This window comes from Deinococcus murrayi DSM 11303 (assembly GCF_000482805.1).
GTDB classification, from domain to species: domain Bacteria; phylum Deinococcota; class Deinococci; order Deinococcales; family Deinococcaceae; genus Deinococcus; species Deinococcus murrayi.
Genome location: NZ_AXWT01000019.1, coordinates 27,911 through 50,488, shown reverse-complemented (window position 1 = coordinate 50,488; position 22,578 = coordinate 27,911). Strand labels below are relative to the sequence as shown.

General features: G+C 71.7%; 21 protein-coding genes. 9 read left to right on the top strand and 12 right to left on the bottom strand.

What is annotated here, in order from left to right:
* Positions 1-7: 7 nt before the first annotated feature.
* A complete protein-coding gene (locus H565_RS0104155; RefSeq protein ID WP_027459934.1) occupies positions 8-922 on the bottom strand; it encodes a magnesium transporter CorA family protein in 915 nt (304 codons plus the stop codon).
* A gap of 72 nt (positions 923-994) precedes the next feature.
* Here H565_RS0104155 and H565_RS0104150 point away from each other — a divergent pair, with 72 nt between their 5' ends.
* Genes H565_RS0104150 through mobA form a run of 3 tightly spaced genes read left to right on the top strand, consistent with a single transcriptional unit; the run spans position 995 to position 3,218 of the window.
* Positions 995-1,363, top strand: coding sequence for a fluoride efflux transporter FluC (locus H565_RS0104150; protein WP_034408359.1), 369 nt, complete (start codon positions 995-997; stop codon positions 1,361-1,363).
* The gene (xseA, locus tag H565_RS14280) at positions 1,360-2,610 is read left to right on the top strand and encodes an exodeoxyribonuclease VII large subunit (RefSeq protein WP_051363408.1); all 1,251 of its coding nucleotides are present in this window, start codon (positions 1,360-1,362) and stop codon (positions 2,608-2,610) included. The genes H565_RS0104150 and xseA overlap by 4 nt, the downstream gene beginning before the upstream one ends.
* Entirely contained in the window at positions 2,607-3,218 is a 612-nt protein-coding gene (mobA, locus tag H565_RS0104140) for a molybdenum cofactor guanylyltransferase (protein WP_027459932.1), read from the top strand. Before xseA ends, mobA begins: the two co-directional genes overlap by 4 nt.
* Before the next feature lie 57 nt (positions 3,219-3,275).
* Here mobA and H565_RS0104135 read toward each other — a convergent pair whose 3' ends face one another.
* From H565_RS0104135 to H565_RS14275, 3 genes are all read right to left on the bottom strand, one after another.
* Positions 3,276-3,773 carry a DUF4385 domain-containing protein gene (locus tag H565_RS0104135; protein WP_027459931.1) on the bottom strand — a complete coding sequence of 166 codons (498 nt, stop codon included), beginning with the start codon at positions 3,771-3,773 and terminating at the stop codon, positions 3,276-3,278.
* Positions 3,774-3,841: 68 nt separating this feature from the next.
* Entirely contained in the window at positions 3,842-4,483 is a 642-nt protein-coding gene (locus H565_RS0104130) for a Dps family protein (RefSeq protein WP_027459930.1), read from the bottom strand.
* Between the two features lie 48 nt (positions 4,484-4,531).
* On the bottom strand, positions 4,532-5,431 hold the full coding sequence (locus tag H565_RS14275) for an MBL fold metallo-hydrolase (protein ID WP_034408342.1): 900 nt from the start codon (positions 5,429-5,431) through the stop codon (positions 4,532-4,534).
* Positions 5,432-5,863: 432 nt separating this feature from the next.
* On the opposite strand from H565_RS14275, the gene H565_RS0104120 reads away from it, so the two are divergent.
* Positions 5,864-7,075: an MFS transporter gene (locus tag H565_RS0104120; RefSeq protein WP_051363407.1), complete on the top strand. Its 1,212-nt coding sequence runs from the start codon at positions 5,864-5,866 to the stop codon at positions 7,073-7,075.
* 27 nt (positions 7,076-7,102) lie between these two features.
* On the top strand, positions 7,103-7,495 hold the full coding sequence (locus tag H565_RS0104115; protein ID WP_034408339.1) for a hypothetical protein: 393 nt from the start codon (positions 7,103-7,105) through the stop codon (positions 7,493-7,495).
* A 14-nt stretch (positions 7,496-7,509) separates the two neighbouring features.
* Here H565_RS0104115 and H565_RS0104110 read toward each other — a convergent pair whose 3' ends face one another.
* The 3 genes from H565_RS0104110 to H565_RS0104100 all read right to left on the bottom strand — a co-directional run bounded on the left by H565_RS0104110 (position 7,510) and on the right by H565_RS0104100 (position 10,602).
* Positions 7,510-8,829 (bottom strand): S41 family peptidase, encoded by a 1,320-nt coding sequence (locus tag H565_RS0104110; protein WP_027459927.1) that lies wholly within the window; start codon positions 8,827-8,829, stop codon positions 7,510-7,512.
* Positions 8,830-8,965: 136 nt separating this feature from the next.
* The gene (locus H565_RS0104105) at positions 8,966-10,051 is read right to left on the bottom strand and encodes a M20/M25/M40 family metallo-hydrolase (protein ID WP_027459926.1); all 1,086 of its coding nucleotides are present in this window, start codon (positions 10,049-10,051) and stop codon (positions 8,966-8,968) included.
* A 125-nt stretch (positions 10,052-10,176) separates the two neighbouring features.
* Positions 10,177-10,602 carry a hypothetical protein gene (locus H565_RS0104100; protein WP_027459925.1) on the bottom strand — a complete coding sequence of 142 codons (426 nt, stop codon included), beginning with the start codon at positions 10,600-10,602 and terminating at the stop codon, positions 10,177-10,179.
* A 180-nt stretch (positions 10,603-10,782) separates the two neighbouring features.
* On the opposite strand from H565_RS0104100, the gene H565_RS0104095 reads away from it, so the two are divergent.
* Positions 10,783-12,198 carry a DR2241 family protein gene (locus H565_RS0104095; RefSeq protein ID WP_027459924.1) on the top strand — a complete coding sequence of 472 codons (1,416 nt, stop codon included), beginning with the start codon at positions 10,783-10,785 and terminating at the stop codon, positions 12,196-12,198.
* 114 nt (positions 12,199-12,312) lie between these two features.
* Complete coding sequence (locus H565_RS0104090) at positions 12,313-13,098, top strand: VC0807 family protein (protein ID WP_157468869.1); 786 nt, start codon at positions 12,313-12,315, stop codon at positions 13,096-13,098.
* Between the two features lie 67 nt (positions 13,099-13,165).
* On the opposite strand, the gene H565_RS0104085 is transcribed toward H565_RS0104090, so the two are convergent.
* The 5 genes from H565_RS0104085 to priA form a co-directional block, all read right to left on the bottom strand.
* Positions 13,166-13,900, bottom strand: a complete 735-nt coding sequence (locus H565_RS0104085; RefSeq protein WP_027459922.1) for a metallophosphoesterase family protein — start codon at positions 13,898-13,900, stop codon at positions 13,166-13,168.
* A 112-nt stretch (positions 13,901-14,012) separates the two neighbouring features.
* Positions 14,013-14,657, bottom strand: coding sequence for a CsgG/HfaB family protein (locus H565_RS0104080; protein WP_027459921.1), 645 nt, complete (start codon positions 14,655-14,657; stop codon positions 14,013-14,015).
* Between the two features lie 58 nt (positions 14,658-14,715).
* Entirely contained in the window at positions 14,716-15,414 is a 699-nt protein-coding gene (locus H565_RS0104075) for a hypothetical protein (RefSeq protein WP_235204224.1), read from the bottom strand.
* 22 nt (positions 15,415-15,436) lie between these two features.
* Entirely contained in the window at positions 15,437-16,555 is a 1,119-nt protein-coding gene (locus H565_RS0104070) for a flagellar assembly protein T N-terminal domain-containing protein (protein ID WP_027459919.1), read from the bottom strand.
* A gap of 118 nt (positions 16,556-16,673) precedes the next feature.
* Entirely contained in the window at positions 16,674-19,187 is a 2,514-nt protein-coding gene (priA, locus tag H565_RS0104065) for a replication restart helicase PriA (RefSeq protein WP_027459918.1), read from the bottom strand.
* A gap of 101 nt (positions 19,188-19,288) precedes the next feature.
* Here priA and H565_RS0104060 point away from each other — a divergent pair, with 101 nt between their 5' ends.
* On the top strand, positions 19,289-20,179 hold the full coding sequence (locus tag H565_RS0104060; protein WP_034408334.1) for a DMT family transporter: 891 nt from the start codon (positions 19,289-19,291) through the stop codon (positions 20,177-20,179).
* Between the two features lie 22 nt (positions 20,180-20,201).
* Positions 20,202-22,556: a penicillin acylase family protein gene (locus H565_RS0104055; RefSeq protein ID WP_027459916.1), complete on the top strand. Its 2,355-nt coding sequence runs from the start codon at positions 20,202-20,204 to the stop codon at positions 22,554-22,556.
* The last annotated feature ends 22 nt before the right edge of the window (positions 22,557-22,578 follow it).

The following is a 22,578-nucleotide window of genomic DNA, read 5'->3' as shown; positions in this document are numbered from 1 at the left end:
GCTGGGGTCACCACCACCCCCGCCGCTTGAAGTAGGCGGCGAGCAGCCCGCCGATGAGGAGGAAACTGCCCCAGGCCAGCGGGTAACCCCAGCGCTGGGGCAGCTCCGGCATGTGCTCGAAGTTCATGCCCCACACCCCCGCCAGGAAGGTCAGTGGCAAGAAGATGACGCTCACGGCGGTCAGGGTCCGCATGACCTCGTTCATGCGCTGGCTCTGGAGGTTGAGGTGCAGGTCGAGCAGGGTGGTGAGCTGCTCGCGCAGGGCGTCGAAGCGGCCCGTCGCCCGCGAGAACGAGTCCTGCGCGTCGCGGAAGCGCACCAGGTCGGCGGGGGGGCCGTCCGTGTGCCGGGCGAGCAGCGCCGCCGCGTCCCTGGCATCCCCGGCGAGGCGGCGGGCCTGCGCGAGCAAGTGCTTGAGGTCAAAGACGTCCTCCACCGGATTCTCGCGCACGTCGCGGAAGACGCGTTCCTCCAGCGCATCGGCCCGCGTCTCCAGCGTCTCGGCCAGCCTGAAGAAAGTGTCGGCGGTGTGGTCGAGGAGTTCGTAGGCGACCTCGGCGGGGGTGTTCACGCTCTCGCGGCCCACGAGCGCCCAGACCTGCTCCAGGGCGCGGGTGGGGCCGTGGCCCATCGTGAGCACCGCCTCCGGGAAGAGAAAGACGCTGACCCGCTCGGTGAACTCGTCGGCTTCCTCCGGGCGGGCGTAGGAACGCACGGTGAGAAAGGCATGTTCGGGGTACACCTCGGCGCGGCTCCAGTGCCCGCGTTCCAGCACGTCCTCGACCGCGAGGGGGTTGAGCGAGAAGGCCGAGCGCAGCCGCGCCAGCTCCTCCGGGGTCACCCCCTGGGCGTCCACCCACACGCCCCGCGTCTGGCCCCGCCAGTCCATCACGTCGCCCCGCAGCGTCTTGGCCCGAATCATTGCCGGTCAGCTTACGCCCCCAGCCTGCGGGGAAAGGCGTACCCTGCGGGCGTGAACGCGTGGCTCTTGGTGATGGCAGGCGGAGCGGTGGGGGCAGCGGCACGCTACGGGGTGACCCTGTGGCTGGCCCCACTCGTGGCGCGGGAGGGGTATCCCTTCGTGGGGGCGCTGCTGCCGCTGCTGCTCATCAACGTGGTGGGGTCTTTGCTGTTGGGCTTGACCCTGGGACTGGTGGGACGGGGAGTCTGGCCGGAAGCGGCGCGGCTGGCTTTTGGAACCGGCGTGTTGGGAGGCTTTACCACCTTTTCCACCTTCAGCGTGGAACTCGACAGCTTGCTCACCCGCGGCAGTGTGGGCGGGGCCATGACCTACGCCGCCCTCAGCGTGGGGCTGGGGGTGGGGGCGGCCATGCTGGGGCGCGTGCTCGCCGGGCGGCTGTGACGGGCGGGCGCAGAAAGGGGAAGGGGACCGCCCGCCCACCCGAACAGTTCCTCGACCTCGCGGACGTGCTGAGCTACGTCGAGCAGGTCATCGCGCGGGGGGTGCCGGGGGCGGTGTGGGTGCGGGCGGAAATCGCCTCGCTCACCGACCGCCGCCACCTCTACCTCGACCTCGTGCAACTGGAGGGCGGCGCGGAGGTCGCCAAGTGCCGGGCAACCGTGTGGGCACGCGAGCGCTTCGCGCTGGAGGGCAAGTTCCGCCGGGCGACGGGGAGCGGGGGCCTCACGGCGGGCCTCAAGGTGCTGCTGTTTTGCACCGCCGAGTTCCACCCGCAGTACGGCTTTTCCCTCAACGTGCTGGACGTGGCCCCCGAATACACCGTGGGGGACGCGGCCCTGCGGCAAGACGCCCTGCGCGAGACGCTGGTGCGCGAGGGCGTCTACGGCCTGAACCGCAGCCTGCCCGCGCCGACCGACTTCGCGCGAGTGGCGGTGGTCAGCCCGCGTGAGGCGGCGGGCCTGGGCGACTTCCGGCGCGAGGTGGACCCCCTGGAGGCGGCGGGCGCGGTGGACTTCGTGTACCTGGAAGCGACCTTTCAGGGGGCGGCGGCCTCGGAGAGCCTGACGGCGGCGATTGCTCAGGCCCGCGCCGCGCACGAGAGGGAGCCGCTGGACGCGCTCGTCGTGATTCGCGGGGGCGGGGCGGTCACCGACCTCGCGTGGCTCAATGACCTCGCGGTGGCCCGCGCCCTGGCGACCTTTCCGGTCCCGGTGGTCACGGGTTTGGGCCACGCCCGCGACGACACCCTCCTCGACGAGGTCGCCCACACCCGCACCGACACCCCCAGCAAGGCCGCCGCCCTCATCGTGCGAACGGTGGCCGCCGCCGCCGCGCAGGCCGCCGAGGACGCCCGCCGCATCCGCACCTGCGCCCGCGACCTGCTGAGGAGCGCCGGGGCCGATACCCGCCACGCCCGCGACCGCCTCCTGGCCGCCGCCCGCCGCCAGGCCGAGGCCGCCCGCCTGGAAACCGACGCCCTGATGCGGCAAGCGCTGGGGCTGACCCCAGAGCGCACCCTGGCCCGCGGCTACGCCCTCGTGCGGGACGAGGCGGGGCGGCCCGTCACGCGGGCGGCGGGGGTGGGGCCGGGGCAGCGGCTGACGCTGGCGTTCGCGGACGGCGAGGTTCGCGTGCGGCGGGCGGAGGAGGGGGCTGGGCCATCCCGCCCCCCCGCCCCAGGGCAATGACGGCAACCGAGCGGCCCGCTGGCGACCTCGTCGCGGCGCTCACCGCCGGGGGCCGCTCGCGCCGCTTCGGGTCAGACAAGGCACTGGCCCGGTTGGAGGGCCGGACCCTGCTTTCGCACGTCGCCGCGAGCCTCGCGGGGTGCCTGCTGCGGCTGCTCGTCGCCCCGCCCGGACGCTACGCCCTCCCCGGCTGGCTCCCGGCGCCCGACACCCGCCCCGGCGAAGGGCCGCTGGGGGCGCTGGAAGCCGCCCTCCTCGCCGCCGAACGGCACGCGGGGCCGGGCTGGGTCGCCTTCACGGGGGTGGACCTCCCCCGCCTGACCCCGGCGTACTGGGCGCTGCTGGCTGGGGCGCGGGCACCGGGGGTGCGGTCGGTCCTCGCGCTCGACGCGGCGGGGCGGGCGCAACCGCTGGGGGCGCTCTATCACACGGCCCTGCGGCCCCACGTCACCGCTCTGCTGGACACGGGCGAACGCCGCTTGCGCCTCGCCGCGCACGACGCCGTGACGGTCCCCTGGGAGGCCGTCGCGCAGGTCAGCCCGCAGGCCCTCTTCAACGTGAACACCCCCGCCGACCTCGCGGCGCTGGAGATGGGAAGCAGTCAATAAAAAAAGCCGCCTCTTCGGGCGGTGATAGAAACAAGATAGCGCGGTATGCGGTATTCGTCAATCGTACCGTTCCCGGTGCTCGCGCTTGAGGCGGGCATACTGCTCGTTGGCCTCGGCTTGGTCCCACTTCGCCTTGAAGATGCGGGCGGACTCAGCCTTGACCGGGTCTTCGGGCTGGCGGGGGAGTTCGCGGCGGCCATGGGCACCGGACTGGCCCTTTTTGTCTGCGGGAACGGGACCGTCGTATTTCTTGCCGCCCTGGTGGTTGGCATAGCGCCGGGCGCGGGTAAAGCCCATCTGGAGGAACTTGCGGGCCATGTCCGCCCCCACGAAGTCCCCGGCCCGCAGGTATTCCAGAAACATCGCGTAGATGGTCTCACTGCTCTTGTGGGCCGCTTCCGGGGTCGCAAAGCGCCAGTGCGGCAGCAGCTCGGACTTGTAGGGCTGCACCAACAGCACTCCCTGCTCGCCCACCCCCACCCGGTACAGCTCTGGGTGCGCCCGCAGGTCGAGGTGAGCGTAATCCAACGAGTAATCGAACTTGGGGCGGGGCATAGGACCTCCGGGGAGCGGACAAGGCCAGGGGCCGCTGGGACGTGCCCGGCAGCCCCCAGACCCCGGCCTCAGTTCATCCGGTCGTCGTCCATCATCGCCTGGAGCATCCAGCGAATCTTGTCGGTGGTGGCGGCGTACCCGTTGTACATGTCGGCGGTGGCGGGGTCGTTGGCGTCGTCAACCGTCTGCGAGTCATCGCGGTAACCCCGCGAGACGCGGGTGAGGTCGTTCACGAGGTCCGCGACCTGGGTGCGGGCGTCGCGCACCGTCTCCTGGGGCACCTGCACCAGGCTGAAGCGGGCGATGTCTTCGGGCGCGGCGAGAGGGCTACCCCCCAGCGCGACGAGGCGCTCGGCCTGCTCGTCGATGGCGGGAAAGATTTCCTCGATGAACTCGTCGTAGGCGAGGTGCAGGTCGCGGAAAAAGCGGCCCCGGATGTCCCAGTGGTACTTCTTGAACTTGAGATAGAGGCTGATGGTGGTGGCGAGGTTGCGCTGCAAGGTCTCGGCGACGGTCGAGAACTCCTCTTCGGAGAGGTAGCTGTGGTCGACGAGCTGGTTGTGCACGGTGTCGAGGTGCGCGGCGTCGGCCTTGGCCTCGCCCTGCGGCATGACCCCGGCGGTCTCTCGCCCCGCCTTGCGGCCCTTGTTGCCCTTGCTGCCCTTGGTGTCTGCCCCGGCGTCCCGGTTGCCCGCGTTCTTCTTGGTCATGGAGTCACGCTACGCCCCCGGAGCCATCAGCGCCTATACAGGCTCTCTTCACGCTTGACGCCCCCGCAGGCCTTCCCGCCCCACCTCCAGCGCCGCCTCCCCGCGTTCCAGCAGTTCGGTGAGGTGGGCGCTCAGCACCGCCCGGTTGAGCGCCCACCCGCTGGGGGTGGTGGCGACCGCCCCCAGGGCCTCCCCCACCCGCACGAGCAGCTCGTCTATGGCGGCTGGCCCCCGCGCCAGGGCCGCCGCCACCGCGTCCGTCGTCCGGGCATAGGCGGCGAGATTGGCCGCCACCAACCCGGCGAGGTCGGGGGTAGGGTCCCCGTGGCCGGGCAGGACCACCCGCACGCCCTTCAGCTCTCCCAACGCCCCCGCCGACGCCTTTTGCTGGGCCGAATCCGCGCAGAAGGTCAGCGGGTGCTTCTCCAGCGCCTCCGGCCCAAAGAGGGCGTCGGCGGCGTAGAGCACCTCCCCCACCCGCAGCGCGTACATCTCGGCGGCGTGGCCGGGCACGGGCAGCAGCTCGACCTCGGTGCCGCCCAGAGTTTGCTTGCCGGGGCCGACCCCCTGCGCGGGGCTGGGGGGGGCCAGCAGGAACTTCGTCCGCAGTTCGGCGGGCGGCGCGGCCCCCCACAGCGAAAGCGGCTCCAGCAGTGGATGCCGGATGACCGCGGCCTCCAGCGGCGGCGCATAGACGGGCAACTCCGGAAAGCGGCTCAGGAGAAAGGCATTGCCCCCGTGGTGGTCGGCGTGGCTGTGGGTGTTCAGAATCGCGCTCGGCGTCAGGCCCGCCCCCGCCAGCGCCCGCAGCAGCCGCCGGGCATGGGATTCGTCCAGCCCCGTATCCACAAGCAGGGCGTTCCCCCCTGGCCCCGCTATGGCGACGCTGTTCACCGCGCCGGGGAGGAAGAAGACGCCGGGGCCGAGGGGCTGAAGCGAGGAGGGCATGGGAGACAGGGTAAGGGGCGGAGAACGCAAAACCCCCACCTCAAGGCGGGGGCGTCCAGAGGGTCGCGGTGACGCGCTGGGCAGGCGCCCAGAGGCTTTTAGGTCAGGGCAGGAGCTTTCCTAGAGACTGGATCAGCTCTGCAAGGGCAGTGACCACGGCCGCTACAGCGAGCAAAAACGCTGTCCATGCCGCCAGGAGTTTCACCCGGCGCTGGAGTTGAATTTGCCCACTTTCGCGGTCAGTGGTATGCTTCTTGTGGCCCAGAACTATCACCACCTTTCGGTAGCCCCCACGTGTTGACGCACGTAGGGGTTGCTCCTTTCTGGAGCGGTGACCTCTGACCTACCCGACTTGTCATGCAACGCGCCCGCCTGGACGCCAGGATTCTACACCCCCTTCCCCGCCCCACCTTCAGGCGTACACTCGCCCGCGTGACTCGGCCCGCCCCTGCCCTTCCCTTTCGGCCCTCCGGGGCGCAGCTCGGCCTCATCGGCGCCAACTTCCTGATGTGGGGCGGCTTTTTCGCGGTGATTCCGCTGGTCACGGTGCATTTCGTGGAGGAGCTGGGGTGGGCGGCGGCGAGCGTGGGGCTGGTGCTGGGGCTGCGGCAGCTCACCCAGCAGGGGCTGACGGTGTTCGGGGGGGCCTGGGCCGACCGGGTGGGGCCAAAGCCGCTGATTCTAGCGGGGTGCCTGATTCGCACACTGGGCTTTACGTGGATGGGCTTCGCGGGGAGCTTGCCCGTGCTGCTGGCGGCCTCGGTGCTCGCGGGGCTGGGCGGCGGGCTGTTCGACGCGCCCAAGAACGCGGCCATCGCCGCCGTCACCCGGCCCGAACACCGCACCCGGATGTTCAGCCTGACAAGCATCGCGGGCAACCTCGGCATGGTAACCGGGCCGCTTATCGGTGCCGCCCTCCTGGGGCTGGGCTTTCGCACGGCAGCGCTCGCGGCGGCCAGCGTGTACCTCGTGGCCGCCGCCGTGCTCGCCGCCACGCTGCCGCACCTGAAGCCGGAGGGGGCTGTGGCCGGGGGCCTCGCGGGGCTGAGGGTGGCCGCACGGGACCGCCGCTTCCGGCGCTTCACGCTGGTGCTCGTGGGGTATTTCTTGCTCAGCACCCAGCTCAATGTGGCGGTCACGCTCAAGGCCGTGGCCCTCGCGGGGCCGGGGGCGACCGGGCCGCTGTATGGCCTCTCGGCGGGGTTGGCGGTGGTGCTGCAGTACCCCCTGCTGCGCTTCGTGGAGCGGCGGGTGCGGACGCGGGTCGCGCTCGTCGCGGCGGTGCTCGCGGTGGCGACCAGCCTGGGGCTGATGGGGTTCGTGACAACTTTTGGACAACTGCTCGCTTGTGTCGCCCTCTACAGCCTGGGCACCATGCTGGTCTACCCCACCCAGCAGACCCTGACCGCGCGGCTGGCCCCCGCCGGGCTGACGGGGAGCTACTTCGGCTTTTCCGCCATCAGCTTGGGATTGGGCGGCGCGGTGGGCAACGTGGTGGGCGGGACGCTGATTGACCTCGGCACCCGCGCCAGCCTGCCGCTGCTGCCCTGGCTCACGCTGATGGGGGTGGGGCTGCTGACTGCGCTGGGATTGCGCTGGGCGCTGCGCGAGGTACCCACCCGCGAGCAGGCGGCGGGGGAATGATGGCCCCCTGCGCAGTACACTGCCCCCATGCTCTGGGTCCACGTGGGGATGCTGCTGCTCGTCGCCGTGCTGCTGGGCTGGATTCCGGTGCTGGGGCCGCTGCTGCTGGGCTTTCTGGCGGGGCGGGCGGTGCCGGGGCCGGGGGCCGTGTTGGTGCTGCTCCCGGCCCTCGCCCTGCAAACGCTGGGGCTGCTGGGCGTGCGGTGGCTGCAAAACGCGGTCGAGGCGCGTGGGCTAGAGGGCACCCTCTGGACCGCCCTGGCCTGGCTGGGCAGCCCGGTCAATGTGGCGCTGGGCCGCCCCTTGGGCAACATGATTGGCAACAGCGACCTGCTGGGCTTCCTGCTGCTGTTTAGCCTCCCCGCCGTGGTCGGCTTGGGGCTGGGCTGGGCGACGGGCCGCCCCAAGCGGCGGCTGTAACGGCCCCCCGCGCCTCAGCGGGCGGGCGGCTGGGCGTCCAGGGTCAGCGGCGGGGCGGTCAGCAGGGCCTGCACCCCGGCGGCGAGCAGGGTGTCTTGGCCGCGCGTGAGCAGGCGCAGGTCTTCTTCGGTCTGCTCGCGGGGGAGGTCGGGGCGCACCCGGTCGGGGTAGGGAGCGCCGCCGGGCTTGGCGTAGTTCAGGACGGTGAGTTGCAGGGCGGCATCTTCGCCCACCGGAAAGATACGGGTGGCGGTGTTGCCCACGCCCGCCGTCGTCTCGCCAATCACTGGGCCACGGGCGGCATACTGAATCTCAAATGCGAAGAACTCGCTGCAAGACGCGCTGCCCCGGTCGACGAGCACCGCGAGCGGCCCGGTCCAGAGCTGGGGGTTGCGGACGCCGCCCGCATTGCGGCCATTTTCCAGGCGGGTGCCCCGGCTGACGACCGTGCGGCTCTCGCCCGCCGCACCCCGCGCCACCCGCGCGAAGGTGGGCACAAAAGCGCTCACGGCGCTGTCGCACTCCGCGAGGCTGCCGCCGGGGTTGCCGCGCAGGTCCACAATCATGCCCATAGCCCCCTGCGCGCGGGCTTCGCCAACCAGGTCATGCACCCGCTGCGCGATGCCGCCCCCCGCCAGGAAAGTGGGAATCCGCAGCACGGCCACGTTGTTGGCAGCCCCCGCGAAGCTCAGCCGGGGCAGGTCGCGGGTGCTGCTCTCGCGAGACTGGAGGGTGAGGGTCAGGGGCCGCCCCGCCCGCTCGACGCCCAGCCGAATCTCGCGGCCCTCGCGCCGGGCCTGCTGGAGGGCCGCGTAGGTGTAGGGCCTGCCGTCGAGCGTCCGCAGCAGGTCGCCGCGCTGCAACCCCGCCTCCTCAGCAGCGCTCTGGGGCACCACCTCCAGCACCACCCGGTTCTCGCCGTCCAGCCGGGCCAGCTTGACCCCGAACTGGAGGCGGTTGCCGCCCGTCGCACTCGCCAGAAAGTCCCGGAAGTCCTCCGGGGTCTGGAAAAAGCTGTGCTCGTCGCCCAGGGCTGTGAGCTGCGCCTCAATCACCGGGTAGGCCTTTTCCACCGGGCAGTTCAGGGGCGTCGGCGCACATACCGCGTCGAGCCGGGCTTGGTACTCGCGGCCCAGCGCTGCCCGGTCGACCTTGGACAGGCCGCCGTACTCTTCGAGAAGCAGGCGGTTGACCTTGTTAAAGACCTCCTGCGCGGGCGACAGGGGCGCCGTCTGCGCGAGGGCGACCGTTCCCGGCAGCGCGGGCGCGGCAACGAGGGCCATCACCAGGGTGAGGGCGCGGAGGGCCGGAGCGCGGCGCGTAGAGGCGTTCATGGGTCCCCCCATTGTGCGCCGGGCAGATGGGAAGTTGGTGGGGGAGAAATGCCGTTTGAGTCACAAAAAAAGCGGTCCGAAGCCGACGGCTAAGAGCTGAATGCTGATGGCTAACAGCTCAAAGCTGCCAGCTTCCTCACGCCACCGGACGCCGCTGATAGAGGGCCACCACCCGCGCGAGGAAGCGCAGGCCCGGTCCCAGGCTGCTGACCTGAACCCACTCGTCCTCGCGGTGGGCGTTGCCGCCACGGTAAACGCCCAGGGCGATGGCCGGGAGGGTGTGGGGGGCGGCAGCGTTGGCGTCGGTGCTGCTCGACGCGAGGCGCAGGTCAGTGCGGCCCTCGCGGGCGGCCTCGCGGGCGAGGTCGAGGAGGGGTGCCGCCCCCAGGTCGCCGCCGGGACGGTCGCCCACCCGCTCCAGCCGCAGCCCGACGCCCACCGCGCGGGCGGCCCCGTGCAAGGCTGCCTGTGCCCGGCGGTCGAGGTCGTCCAGCAACTCCGGGTCGAGCGAGCGCAGGTCGAGGAGCAGCTCGGCGCTGCTGGCGATGGTGTTCACGCTGGTACCGCCCGACGCCAGCCCCACATTGAGGGTAGTGCGCGGCGAGGCGGGGCGGCGCAGGGCGTACAGGTCGTGAATCGCCGTACCCAGGGCGTGCAGGGCGCTGGGGGCCTGGTCGCCCCAGGAATGCCCCCCTGGTCCCAGGAAGGTGGCCCGGTAGCGCCGCACCCCCACCGCGCGGGTGACGGCGACCCCCAAATAGCCATCCACCGCGATGAAGGCCCCCAGCCGCTCGCGGTGCGTGGCGATGAGGTGCTTGGCCCCGCGCAGGTCGCCTAAGCCCTCCTCCGCGACGTTGGCGGCCACCCACAGCGGGCGACGCAGCTCCCCCTCGCGGCCCCGCAGGTCACGCAGCAGGGCCGTCAGCACCGCGAGGCTGGCGCTGTTGTCGCCCACGCCGGGGCCAATGAGCTTGCCGCCCTCCTCACGCACGGTCACGTCCGTGCCGCGGGGAAACACCGTGTCAAGGTGCGCGGCCAGCAGGAGCGCGGGCCGACCCTCGGTGCCGGGAGGCGTCAGCCGGGTGAGGACATTGCCCACCTCGTCGCGTTCGGTGGCGTACCCCAACTCTTCCCACAGCGCGGCCATCAGGTCGGCCCGCTCTGCCTCATCGAAGGTGGGGGCGGGGGTTTGCGCGATGCGCGTGAGGTACGCGAGGGGCATTGCGGGCGATTGTAGCGGGTGGAGCGGGGGGGCTGACCTCCCGGTCACCTTCATGAAGGGCCGCCCAGCCCAGCAAAACGCCCCCGGCACAACGGGGGCCAGGGGCGCAGCGGGCTGGTCCGGAATCAGCGGCGCAGCATCTTGGAGCCAATCATCGCCGCGAGGCCCACCAGCCCCGCCTTGACCATCGGGTTGCTCAGCGCCCCGCCCTGCCCGAAAGCCTGTTCCAGGGGGCTGCGGCCATCTTGCAGGGGAGCCTGCGCGGTGCGGGTGTAGGCATCCGCGAGGTCGTCGGGGTCGTCGTAGCGCACGGTCTGCACCGGGCTATAGGGGCTTTGCACCATCGCGTCGCCAAGCTGCTGGCGCTCCTGCGGACTCATCTGCGAGAAGTACTCGCGCATGATTTGCTGGCGCTCTTCCGGGGAGGCATGTTGCAGGTAGTCCTGGATGTAAGCCGCCGCTTCCTGCGGGCTGACCACGCCGTCCATGTTGGTGTCGCGGGGGTCAAAGCGGGCCATACGCTCGTGCCGGTCACGTTGCTGGAAAAACATCGGGGGACCTCCTGGGGAATGGGGGGCGGGGGAAAATGCGGGCTTCAGCGTCTACCCTAAGCGGCCCAAGAGAGGCGAGCGTGAGGGCAGCTTGCGGAAAAGGTTCATGCGGGGGCCGCCCCGCGAACTTGAGCCAGGGGGACAATCGCGCCGGGGGAGCGCTGCTAGAGTGCCCGCCGTATGCGTTCGCTCGTCCTCATCGGCCACGGGTCGCACCTCAACGGCGAGTCTGCCGGAGCCGTCTACCGCTACGCGGAACTGCTGCGGGAGCGCGGCCTCTATGACGAGGTCGTCGAGGGGTACTGGAAGGAAGAGCCTTCGCTGCGGCAGGTGCTCCGGACCGTCCGCAGCACCGATGTGACCGTGATTCCGATGTTCATCTCGGAGGGTTACTTCACCGAGACGGTGATTCCGCGCGAGCTGGGGCTGGGCCACCAGGGGCCAGTGCCGCCGGAGGGCATCGCCCGCGTGCTGGGCGGCAAGACGGTGCGCTATACGCTGCCCTACGGGGTCCATCCCCGCATGAGCGAGGTGATTCTGGCCCGCGCCCGCGAGGTGCTGCCCGACCTCAGCCCCGCCGATACCGCCCTCATCGTGCTGGGGCACGGCACCACCCGCAACCAGAACTCCAACCGGGTGATTTACGAGAACGCCGACCGCCTGCGCGAGTCCGGGCACTTCGCCGAGGTGCACGCCCTCTTCCTGGACGAGGACCCCAAGGTGGGCACCTGGCCGGAGCTGGTGAAGGCCCCCCGCGTGGTCGTGGTGCCCTTCTTCGCCTCCGAGGGCTGGCACACCCTGGAGACGATTCCGGAGGACATGGGCCTGACCGGGACAGTCACCGAGTTCACGGACACGCCGCACGCCCCGCAGACCGTCTCTTACGCCGCTCCCGTGGGCACCCACCCCGCCGTGGCGGAGGTCGTCTTGCAGCTCGCTCAGGAAGCGCGGGGGGCGTCGGGCGCGGGCGGCGACGAGGACCACGGCCACGCGGAAGCCTGGAACGCTTTCCTCGCGCTCGCCCGCCGGGGCACCCGCATCGGCGAGGCGATGGTGACCCCGCAGGCGGGGATGTACGAGCTGCGGCACGCCCTCGACGAGGGCCGCCCCGCTGCCGACCTTCAGACGCTGGTGACGGTCGAAGGCCTGCGCGACCACATCCGCCGCGACGAGGGCGGGCACCACCGCCCGGTTCACACCCTGCGCAACCTCCCGCGGGGCTGGCGGGCCATCCTGACCGAAGCCGAGCTGCCCCGCGCCGTCCACAACCTCTACCCCGCCGTCGTCGAGGAGAGCTACGCCCACCACACCCACAATCTGCGGGCGACCCCCTGGCCCACGACCGCCCGCCGTCAAACCGGCATCTACACCAAGGTCACCCGCGCCACCCCCGAACAGGTGGAGGAGGTCGCCAAGGACGTGTGCAGCAAATGCCTCAAGACCCGCCTGTGGGCCGGCGAGCGCCTGAGCAGCACCCTCTTTAGCGGCGTTCCCGGCGCGATTCCTTGCCCGGAGGCCTGCACCCTCTTCGTGGCCGAGGTGCGCGAGGAGGTCAGCGGGAAGCGGGGGCAGGGGGAGCATGGGCACGACCACTGAGGGCCTGTGGCTCGTGGCTTGTGGCTTGTGGAGGCGCGGAGAGCCTCAGCTCATGCTCAGGGGTCCAGGGGCCACACGCGACACGCCACAGGCCAGGGTGAGACAATGGCCCCCATGACCGCCTCCTCCCCCGCCGCTCGCCCCCGCAATGGGGTTCCCAAGACCGTCTGGGACCTCGTCTTTACGCTCGTCATCCCCATCCTGATTCTCAGCCCCAACATCCTGGGCAGCGGCATCAGCGTGGCGGACCTGCTCGGCGGGGACACCGCCGGGAATATCCGGGCCTACGTGGTCGCGGCGCTGATTCCGGTCGCCTACGTGCTGTGGGACCTCGTGGCCAACCGCAACGTCAGCCCGGTTGCCCTCATCGGCGGGGCGGGGGCCATTTTCAGCGGGGCGCTCGCCTTCTGGTATGTGGACGGCTTCTGGTACGCCATCAAGGACAGCGCCCGGTCGTACCTCGTCGGCCTCTTTTTTCTGATCAGCGCGGGAACAAAGGTGCCCCTCTTCCGGGTGTTTCTGGATGCCGCGAGCCTCGGCGAAAAGCCGGAGGAGCGGGCGGCCACCCAGCAGGCAATGCGCGACCCCGCAGTCCACCGCGGGCTGGTCGCGGGGACGGTCGCCTTTGCGGTGGTGGACCTCATCGGTGGGGTGGTCAACAGCGCCGTGAACTACGCCCGCGTAACGGCCAAGTTTGGCACCGACGCCTTCAACGCGCAGGTGGCCGAGGTCAACGCCCTCATGCGGGTGCCGGGGCTGGCCATTAGCCTCGTCGGGGTGGCGCTGGCGCTGTGGCTGGTGCAGAGCGCCGTGAAGCACCGCTACGGCGCGGGCGCGAGCCTGCTGGAGCCGACCAAGCTGCGGGAAGCAATGCGGGAGCGGGGAGAGCTGCGGGCCTGAGCTGAACCGGCACATTCAGGCCACCGGAACCCCCGCCGCGTGCGGGGGATATTTTTCTCAGTTCCGCCTACTCCCCCGTCCGCGCCCGCCGCTTCTGGTAGGCCCCCGTCAGCAGCTCCGCGACATATTCACGGGTAAAGGGCATGCCGCTCGCCTCTGCCACCGCTATCTCGGCGTCGCGGTTGTAGGTCAGGCGCACGAAAGTGGCGCTGTGGGCGGGGCCATGCGGGTCAAACTCCAGGATGAGGTAGCTGGGCAGCGTGCTGTCGAGGGGGTTGCCCACCGACCCGGTGTTCAGCAGGGGGCGGCCCTCCACATCGAGCATCAACGTCTCGTGGACATCGGCGTAAACGAGGGCGTCGGCGTGCGCCCGCAGGCCCAACTGCGGGTTGGGCAGGTAGGCGTCGAGCTGCTCGGCGAGGCTGGAGTGCGGGTACAGGCGGTGAAAGAGGCCCTTGCTGGAGGCGTGGACAAAGCGCCACCACGCGCCGCCAAACTGCTCCTCGATGCCGTAGGGCAGCCCGGCGAGATAGGCGAGCTGCCCCGGCGTGAGCCGGGAGCGCGGCCAGAGGTCCTGGGGGCGGTTGGTGGCCCCGGCGACGCGGGCGTCCCAGTTGCCCTGGATGACGCGGGTGGCGTAGGCCTGGGTCCACTCGACGACCTCGCGGGGGCGCGGCCCCTTGCCCACCAGGTCGCCGAGCACCCACAGTTCGCTCAGGCCGCGCCGCTGCACGTCGGCGTGCACGGCCAGCGTCGCCTCCAGGTTGGCGTGCAGGTCCGCGAGCACGGCGAGGCGAATCATGGCGGGCAGTCTAGCCCAGCGGGACAGCGGGGCCGGGAAAAGTTCAAGAAAAGGGTCAGGCCGGGGGGGAGGGGAGGCTGCCGCCCCTCGTCCCGGCCTGACGACCTCCGGCTCAGTTGCGGTAGTAGCTGGCGGGAATCTTGAGCAGAAGCTGCTGCACGGCGTCGTTCAGCATCGCGCTGATGGCGGCTTCAATCTGCGGGCTGGACTTCGCGCCGATGTTCATCGGAAGCAGGCCGCTGAGATTGAAGCTGTTGCCCTGCGCCTCACCTTTCACCTGGGTGCCTCCGATGGTGCGGCGAGTCTTCACGTCCACAATCCGCAGGTCCATGGCGATGGTGCTCTTCTTCTGGCCCAGGGACACTCCCATGAAGCTGATGCCACCCGCAGCAGCTTCGGGTTCATACTGGGTGATGGAGCCGAAAATCAGCAGGTCGGCGCCCTCAAATGCGGTACCCCCGCTCAGGAACGCCTCCTCGGTGAGTTGCCCGGCGTTCTCGCGCTCATAGACGGCAAACTTGCCGGTATTGAGCAGGGCAGTTGTCAGGGCGTCCGAGATACCGTCCCCAAGCTCGGAGGAGCATTTGGACGCTTTGCAGCGCAGCGTTCCCACAGCCACGTTGACCTGTCCCTGCGGCAGGGCGGGGGCAGCAGTGACTGGGGCGGGCGTGGCCGGAGCCGCTGGGGTGGCCGTGGTCTGAGCGGCGGCGGGCGCGGCGAGGGCGAGGGTCAGGGCGAGCAGGCGCAGGTGGGTCATAAAAAGCTCCTTGGAAAAGAGGAAACGAGAACGTGCAAAGAGGCGAGGAAAGGGAGGGTCAGAAGTCACCGCTGGTGCCGGGCGGGGGCAGGGGGAAACCCGACCGTCCGGGCACCGCACCCCCCGGCAGAGCCGCGCCGCGCGGCGCGGGTGCCGGGGCAGCCGCGGAGCGTTGGTCCAGCGGCAGTTCGTAGCGGGCCACCACACACAGCCCCTGATTGCCCAGGCTGACGAGGCGGTGCCCGGTGACTCGCCCGCCGCGCAGCACGGCCTGGGCACCCGTCCGAACGCTCTCACGCACCGTTTCCACGGCGAGGTTAGAGAGCTTCAGGTCGCCGCCGTCCACGACGCTGGCGGTGGTGTCTTGAGTGTCCAGGCTCCGCACGACTGCCGTCCGCAAGCCCCCGAAGAATTCGGCAGCGGCGCCATTGGCCCGCAGCTCTGCTTTTTGCATGGCGGGAGCGAGGGCCGTGACGCCCCGCGCTTGATAGACCTGCGCGGGCACGATGCCGAAGCCGTAAACCCGCAGGGTGTCATTGCGTCCGTCACGGTTGGTGTCGACGAGGGAGGCCCCCGACAGGGTGCACTGCCGCATCAGCGCGAGGGCATCGACCGGGCTGAGCTGGTCACCCCGCACGGTGTAGGCGGCCTGCACGCCCTCGGTGTTGACGAACTGCTGGGCTGTGACGGGCGCGTCGGCAGCCTGGGCCAGCGCAGCCCCCGCGCACAGGGCGGCGGTCATCAGGAACTTTTGCATGGATTCTCCTTGGGGTGGGGGGTCAGCGGTAAGAAACGGTGATTTCGCCTGCGCTGAGGCCGGTGACGGTCAGACCGAGGTCTTCTAGGAGGCCAGCGAGGTCCTCAGGGGAACCGCTGTACTCGACCTCCACTTGGGCACCCGCCGCGTCGAAGTGTCGGCTCAGGGCCGCCGCCACCCCCGCCGCAGCCCGCAACGACGCCAGCGTATCGTTGAGGGCGCGGAAGCTGGGCACCCCCACCAGCCGCACGCTGAAGGTGCGCCCGGCGGCTTTGCCGCTGCCACTGAGCCAGCCCAGCAGGGCACCCGGCAGAGCGGGCACCGCCGTTTTGGCAACGTTTTGCAGCGCGGCCTTGCCCGCTACCGCATCGGTGGGGGCCGTACCCGTTCCCGTAAAGGCGTCGCTGAAGATGATTTGTCCGGTAGCGAGGTCCACGATTTTGAGTTCGAGGCGAGCGGTATAGGCCCGCTGCGAGAGCACGGTGCCGTACTCCTCCGCAAAGGCTTCTCCGGTAATCAGCAGGTCGGCCTTGAACCGGGTTGCGAGGTCGCTGAGCGCTTGACTGCTGAGGCTGCCGCCGCGCAGCACGTCGCGCAGGGCATTTTGCTCGGTCTGCTTGAGGTCGACTACCCGGTACCCGGCGGCGATGAGCGCCCGCTGCACCTCGGTCTCGGCGGCGGGGTCGGGGACGGTGCGGCGCAAAATCACCTCAGGAATCGCCACGATGATGCGGGGGTCGCCCTTTTGCGCGAGAAAGGCCTTGAGTTCCTGTTCGAGGCTGGGGCGGGCCACCACCACCCGCACCGTCACGGTGTAGAAGCTGCCCTGCTGCCCCTCGGACAACACCTGCGTCACGCGCCCGAAGCCGTCCGAGCGCTTCATCAGGCGCTGCTGAAACTGCTCGAACTCGTCGGTGCTGCGCAGGGTGCTTGACGTGCTGATGTAGGCGCCGAGCACCTGCTCGATGGCAGCCCGCACCGCGTCATTGATGGCCGCCTGCCGCGCCGCCGCGACGTTCCCCGCGAATGGAGCCTGCCCCTGCACCTGCACCGTCTGCTCCTGCTGGGTCGCCGCCAGCGCCACCGAACTGAAAGGCAGCGGCGGCAACGCGGAGAGAGCCAGCGCCAGCGTCAGCAACACTGGGTGCCAGGAGCCTCTTTGTAGGCTTTTTAATCTCACATCAGCAGTGTCTCAGGTTCTGCTCAACCTCGCGACGCAAATGAGGACCCCCCCTGATGGGGGGACAGGGCTGGCTGGCCTACAGCCCCCCCCGCGGGTTGACGTCCACCCGCACCCGCGCTCGCCAGGGGCGGTCCAGGACGGCGAGCAGTTCGGAGAGGCGGCGGTCGTTTCGCGCCCGCAGCAGCAGGTGATAGGGGTAGACCCCGCGCAGCCGGGCGACCGGGCTGGGGGCCGGACCCAGGACCTCCCCTTCCGCCGCCCCCGCCCCGTGCAGGGCGTCAAAGACCTCGGCGGCAACCTCGCGGGCGCGGCGGGCTTCGCGGGCGGCCACCTCCACCTGCGCGAGGCGGGCGTGGGGGGGGTAGCCCAAAGCTCTGCGGGCACGCTCCTCGGCGGTGGGGTAGGCCAGGGCGTCTTTGCCCTCGACGAGAACGCGCAGGGCCGGATGCTCGGCCTGAAAGGTCTGCACGACCAGCAGGGGCGGGCGCGAGACGTGCCACTCGCCGAGCTGCCGCAGCAGGCGGTGATAGCGCTCGGAGGCGCGGAAGTCCGAGACGTTCAGCCAGGTATCCGCCAGCGTCACCCCCAACAGGGCGAGGTTCGGCGGGGCTTCCCCGGAGAGCAGCAGTTGGGTGCCCACGACCACCCCGCTCTCCCCGGCGTGCAGGGGAGAAAGGTCGTCCTGACGGTCCTTGTCGCAGCGGTAGACGGGCAGGCCGGGCACCAGCCGGGCGACCTCGGCGGCAATCCACTCGGTGCCGGGGCCACGGGCCTTCCACATCGGCTCGCCGCACTCGTCGCAGCGGTCGGGCACGGGTTCGTGATAGCCGCACTGGTGGCAGGTGAGCTGCCGGGTGCCCTGGTGAAAGCGCAGCGGCACGTCACAGTGGCGGCAGCCCGGCGTGTGGTCACACGAGGGGCAGCGCAGCAGGGCCGAGTACCCCCGCCGGGGGGCGAGCAGCGCGGCCTGCCGGCCCCGCTCCTGCACCTGCCGCAAGAGCCGCACGAGGTCATGGCTGAGGGGATAGCCCAGGTCGCCGGGGGTGAGGTGCACCGAGGAGAGCGGCCCCAGCTCCGGCTGCTGCGGCGGGTGGGCGTAATCCACGACGTGCAGCCGCAGCCGGGGCGGGGGCAAGACTGCGCCGGGCAGGGGCACGCTCTCGGCGGCGGGGACCGCCCCCACGAGCGCGAGGGCCGCGTCGTGGGCGCTCGCCACCCGCGCGGCCACGTCGGGAATAAAGGCCCGCGACCCCGACTGGAGCTTGTAGGCGTCGCTGCCCTCCTCCAGCACGACGATGAGGGCGGGGTCCTCCAGCGGGGTCACGAGGGCGAGGTAACTCCCAATCACCAGCCGGGCGGCCCCCGTGCGGATGAGGTGCCAGGTGTGCTCGCGTTCCTCCGGGCCGAGCGCCCCGCTGACCTGCACCGCCCGCGTGCCCGCCGCCCCCGCCAGCCCGGAGAGGCCCTCCCAGGCGCGGCGCAGGGTGGCGTGGTCGGGCGCGAGGACGAGCACCCCGCGCCCCTGCGCCAGCAGCCGGGCGAGGCGGGGGGCCAGCGCGAGGAAGCGGGACGCCGGACGCCCGCCGTGTAGCCGCCAGGCGGGGGCTTCGGGGAGGCGGTCGGGGTGGGTGGGCACCCCGGCGGGGGCGGGGGCGAGCAGAGCGGGGGGCGGCGCGACCTCCTGCACGGTGTCTGCCCAGCCGCGCAGGGCCAGGGTGCCCGCCGCCGTGGGGGTCAGCCCCACCCCGTCCGCCGAGGCGCGGGCCGCCCACGCACTCAGCGAGTCGGCGGGGCCGTGCTCGTGCAGCCACTGCCAGGCGGGGGGCGGGGGGGCTTCCTCCCGGACCCAGGCCGCCCCGCCCGCGTTCAGCACCCCATTCACCACCCCGCCCCCCACCCCGGCCCCCCGCGCCCAGGCCGACAGGGTGGGCTGGGGGCCGTGCTCCGCGAGCCAAGCCCAGGCTGCGCGGCCCTTCGCGGTCAGGGTGGGGGGCGGCTCGGCGGCGGCCCGCAGCACGGTCCGCGTGCGGGCGGCGGCGGGGACCTCCTCCAGGGGCCGTGCCCGCACCACCCCGCGCCACCGGGGGCGGGGCCGAAAGGCTTCCTCCAGCAGCCCCTGCTCGCGGATGGCGTCGAGGAGGGGGGGCGAGTAGTCGGCGGCGTCGGTCCAGGTCGGCCCCGGCACGTGCGACCCGAAGGCCCCCAGGTCCGCGTCGGGCACCGCCCGCACCCGGTGCTCCAGCCGCACCTCCCACCCCACGCCCAGGAGGTCACTCCAGACCAGCCCGGCGGGCAGCCGCGCCTCCCGCGCCCAGGCGGTGACCGCCTCCACGGTGGCGGGGGGCACCCAGGGACCGTCCTCGTCGTCGAGGAGGTGCACAGCCTCGCGCAGGCGGGAGCTGCCGACCCCGCCCTCGCCCGCGCCCACCACCAGCCCCACCGACAGCCCGCCGCGCCAGGGCACCAGCACCCGGCACCCCAACGGCACCGCACCCCCGAAGCCGTGTGGAGCGGCAAAATCGAGCGTCGGAATGGGAAGGGGAAGCGCCACCCGCCAGGGCACTGGGGGGAGGCTGGGGGCGGGCGGCATCACGGGGCCGACGCTAGCGCACCGGGCCGGATGGGGGAGGTGGGGCGGGTCGCAGACAAGCCGGGGCCGAGGTGCCCCCGCGAGGGCCTACGCTGAGGTCCATGCCCTCCCCCGCCCGCTCTGGCCTCTTTCTCGCCCTGCTCGCCGCCCTGAGTTTCGCCACGCTGGGGGTCTGGGGCAAGCTCGCGGGCGAGGTGGGGCTGGGCACCTCCGAGGTCCTCACCTGGCGCTTTGGGCTGGTCGCCGCCCTGCTCCTCCCGCTCGCGGGCCGGGGGCTGACGCTGCGGGAGCGGGGGCCGCTGCTGGGGGCCGGGGTAGTCTACGTGCTGGCGACCTGCTGTTACTTCGGGGCCTTGGGGCGCATCACGGCGGGGGCGACGGGCTTGTTGCTCTATCTCGCGCCCGCCTTCGTGATTCTGTTCGGGTGGCTGGCGGGGCGGCGGCCCGGCGCAGCCCGGCTGGGGGCAGTGGCGCTCGCCGCGCTGGGGCTGGGCCTCGTCGTGGGGCTGCCGGGGGCGGGCGACCGGGACCCCGTGGGGCTGGCGCTGGGGGCCGGGGCCGGGGCCATGTACGCCGCCTACCTGCTGACCTCCGAGCGCTGGCTGCGGGAGGTTCCGCCGCTCGCGGCCACCGGGCACCTCGCGCTCGTGGGGGCGGTCGCCTTCGGGGGCCTGGCCGGGGCGCGGGGGGAACTGGGCGTGCCAGGCACCGCCGCGCAATGGGGCGTGGTGCTGGGCATCGCCGCGTTGCCCACCCTGGTCGCCGTGCCCGCCCTGTACGGGGCCGTCGCCCGGCTGGGGGCGGCGCGGGCCAGCCTGCTGGGGACGCTGGAGCCGCTGTTCACGGTGGGCCTGGCCTTTCTGGTGCTGGGAGAACCCCTGCGGCCCGCCATGCTGCTGGGCGGGGCGCTGATTCTGGCGGGGGCGACGCTGGCGCAGAAGCCGGAGGGGGCTGCCCCCGTTCCCGCCGCAGCCCCCTCTCCCCTATCCTGAGGGCCTCAACAAAGGAGGCAGGATGCGCGTGATGGGACGGGTGGGCCGGGGCCTGCTGTGGGTGGTGTTGGTCGTGCTGCTGCTCGCGCTGGCAGCGGTGCTGTGGGTGCGGGGCACGTCGCGGCCTCAGGTGTCGGGCGAGGTGCGGCTTTCCGGGCTGTCGGGGCCGGTCACGGTCACCCGCGACGCCTGGGGGGTGCCGCACATCCGCGCCGAGGCTTCGGACGAGGACGCCGTCTTTGCACTGGGCTTCACCCACTGGCAGGACCGGGCCTGGCAGATGGACTTTCAGCGCCGGGTGACCCAGGGGCGGCTCTCGGAGGTGCTGGGCGCGGCGGCCCTCCCCCAAGACCGCTTCCTGCGAACCTGGGGCTTTTACCGGGCGGCAAAGGAGGCCCTCCCCGCCCTCTCGGAGCGTTCGCGGCGGCTGGTGCGGGCGTACACGGCGGGCGTGAACGCGGCGATGCGGCAGGGGAAAGTCGCCCCGGAGTTCCGCATTCTGGGGTATGCGCCCGAACCCTGGACCGAGGTGGATTCCATCGCCTGGAGCAAGCTGATGGCCTACGACCTCGGCGGCAACTGGGAAGAGGAGCTGCTGGGAGCGCGGGTGCGGGAGCGCCTGGGCGCGGGCCGCCTCGGAGAGGTGATGCCGCCCTACCCCCAGGGTGCCCCCACCATCCTGAGCGCGGATGAGGTGGGCGAGGAGAACCCGGCCCCCTCCGCCGGGGCGGGCGTGCCCCTGCCGGACGCCACCCTCGCCGCCCTGCGAACCCACCTGGCGGCGGCCCGCTCGCTGGGGCTGGAGGGGGTGCCCGGCAAGGGGAGCAACAACTGGGTGATTGCAGGGAGCCGCACCGCGACCGGCAAGCCCATCCTGGCCGACGACCCGCACCTCGCCCTCACCAGCCCGATGCTGTGGTACCTCGCGGACCTGCGCGGGCCGACCCTGCGGGTGATTGGGGCGACCATTCCGGGCCTCCCCAGCGTGGTCATCGGGCGCAATGACCGCGTCGCCTGGGGTGTGACGAACGTGAACCCCGACGTGCAGGACCTCTACGTCGAGCCGGACTCCGCCCGCCTGACCGAGCGCACCGAGGTCATCCGGGTCAAGGGCGGGGAGGACGTGCGCCTCGTCGTGCGCGAGAGTGAGCACGGCCCCATCATCTCGGACGTGGGCGCGGGGGCGCTGGGGCCGCGGGTGGCGCTGAAGTGGACCGCCCTGCAACCCGGCGACACCACCCTCGACGCCTTTGTGGGCCTGAACTACGCGCAGAACTGGCAGGACTTCCGGGAGGCGCTGCGCGCCTACGTGGCCCCCAGCCAGAGCTTCGTGTATGCCGATGTAGACGGCAACGTGGGCTATACGGCTCCGGGGCGGGTGCCCGTGCGCCGGGGCTGGGACGGCTCGCTGCCCGTGCCCGGCGACGGCTCGCGCGAGTGGCAGGGCTTCATTCCTTACGAGGAGCTGCCGATGACCCTCAACCCGCAAGACGGCCTCGTCGTGACCGCCAACAACAAGGTGCTGCCGGGCGGGGCGGACAGGCTCGGCAACCTCCGCAACTGGGCCGAGCCGTACCGCGCCGAGCGCATCACGGCGCTGCTGACGCAACAGCCGCGGGGCCTCACGCTGGAGGACGTCAGGGCCGTGCAGCTCGACACCGTCAGTCTGGTGTGGCGCGACCTGCGGCCCCTGCTGCTCGCCACCCAGCCGGAAGGGGACCTCAGCCGGGCGGCGCTGGAGCGGCTGCGGGGCTGGGACGGCAACCAGACCGTGGGCAGCGTGCCCAGCACGATTTATGAGGCGTGGCTGGCCGAGTTGCAGGCGATGGCAGAAGACGAGCTGGGCGACGACACCCGCCTGAACGCGCTCGCGGTGCGCGAGCAACTGCGCGGGGGCGGCGAGCTGTGCCGCTCGCTCGCCGAGCAGGTGCAGACGTGCGCCGACCTGCTGCGGGTCAGCCTGAAGCGGGCGGTGAATGGCCTCGCCGCCCGGCTGGGGAACGACGTGGGCGGCTGGAGCTATGGCCGGGTCCACACGGTTGCCAGCGACCACCGGGCCTTTGGCCAGGTGGGGGCGCTCGCCTGGCTCTTTAACCACTCGGCCCCCACCCCCGGCGGCACGAACACGGTCAATGTGGCCCGCCCCGACCCCGACACCCTGCGCCAGACGCACGGGCCGAGCTACCGCCACATCATCGACCTCGCGGAGATGAACCGCAGCCTCTACATCGGCAGCCTGGGGCAGGGGGGCAATCCGCTGGGCGAACACGTCAGCGACCAGCAGGGCAAGTGGGCGGCGGGCGAGTACCTCCCCATGAGCACCGACGAGCGCGACTGGGGCCGCACGAGGACGCTGACGCTGACGCCGGGCGAGTAACACACCCACGAGGGGCGACGGA

Bases quoted from the DNA above. Each gene is read 5' to 3' on its own strand.
- H565_RS0104150 (WP_034408359.1), top strand. From the start codon at position 995: ATGGCAGGCGGAGCGGTGGGGGCAGCGGCACGCTACGGGGTGACCCTG.
- H565_RS0104115 (WP_034408339.1), top strand. From the start codon at position 7,103: ATGCTCTGGGTCCACGTGGGGATGCTGCTGCTCGTCGCCGTGCTGCTG.
- H565_RS0104155 (WP_027459934.1), bottom strand. From the start codon at position 922: ATGATTCGGGCCAAGACGCTGCGGGGCGACGTGATGGACTGGCGGGGC.
- H565_RS0104135 (WP_027459931.1), bottom strand. From the start codon at position 3,773: ATGCCCCGCCCCAAGTTCGATTACTCGTTGGATTACGCTCACCTCGAC.
- H565_RS0104075 (WP_235204224.1), bottom strand. From the start codon at position 15,414: ATGCAAAAGTTCCTGATGACCGCCGCCCTGTGCGCGGGGGCTGCGCTG.
- H565_RS0104085 (WP_027459922.1), bottom strand. From the start codon at position 13,900: ATGATTCGCCTCGCCGTGCTCGCGGACCTGCACGCCAACCTGGAGGCG.
- H565_RS0104090 (WP_157468869.1), top strand. From the start codon at position 12,313: ATGACCGCCTCCTCCCCCGCCGCTCGCCCCCGCAATGGGGTTCCCAAG.
- H565_RS0104130 (WP_027459930.1), bottom strand. From the start codon at position 4,483: ATGACCAAGAAGAACGCGGGCAACCGGGACGCCGGGGCAGACACCAAG.
- H565_RS0104080 (WP_027459921.1), bottom strand. From the start codon at position 14,657: ATGACCCACCTGCGCCTGCTCGCCCTGACCCTCGCCCTCGCCGCGCCC.
- H565_RS0104060 (WP_034408334.1), top strand. From the start codon at position 19,289: ATGCCCTCCCCCGCCCGCTCTGGCCTCTTTCTCGCCCTGCTCGCCGCC.
- H565_RS14275 (WP_034408342.1), bottom strand. From the start codon at position 5,431: ATGCCCTCCTCGCTTCAGCCCCTCGGCCCCGGCGTCTTCTTCCTCCCC.
- H565_RS0104100 (WP_027459925.1), bottom strand. From the start codon at position 10,602: ATGTTTTTCCAGCAACGTGACCGGCACGAGCGTATGGCCCGCTTTGAC.
- mobA (WP_027459932.1), top strand. From the start codon at position 2,607: ATGACGGCAACCGAGCGGCCCGCTGGCGACCTCGTCGCGGCGCTCACC.
- H565_RS0104105 (WP_027459926.1), bottom strand. From the start codon at position 10,051: ATGCCCCTCGCGTACCTCACGCGCATCGCGCAAACCCCCGCCCCCACC.
- H565_RS0104095 (WP_027459924.1), top strand. From the start codon at position 10,783: ATGCGTTCGCTCGTCCTCATCGGCCACGGGTCGCACCTCAACGGCGAG.
- H565_RS0104055 (WP_027459916.1), top strand. From the start codon at position 20,202: ATGCGCGTGATGGGACGGGTGGGCCGGGGCCTGCTGTGGGTGGTGTTG.
- priA (WP_027459918.1), bottom strand. From the start codon at position 19,187: ATGCCGCCCGCCCCCAGCCTCCCCCCAGTGCCCTGGCGGGTGGCGCTT.
- H565_RS0104110 (WP_027459927.1), bottom strand. From the start codon at position 8,829: ATGAACGCCTCTACGCGCCGCGCTCCGGCCCTCCGCGCCCTCACCCTG.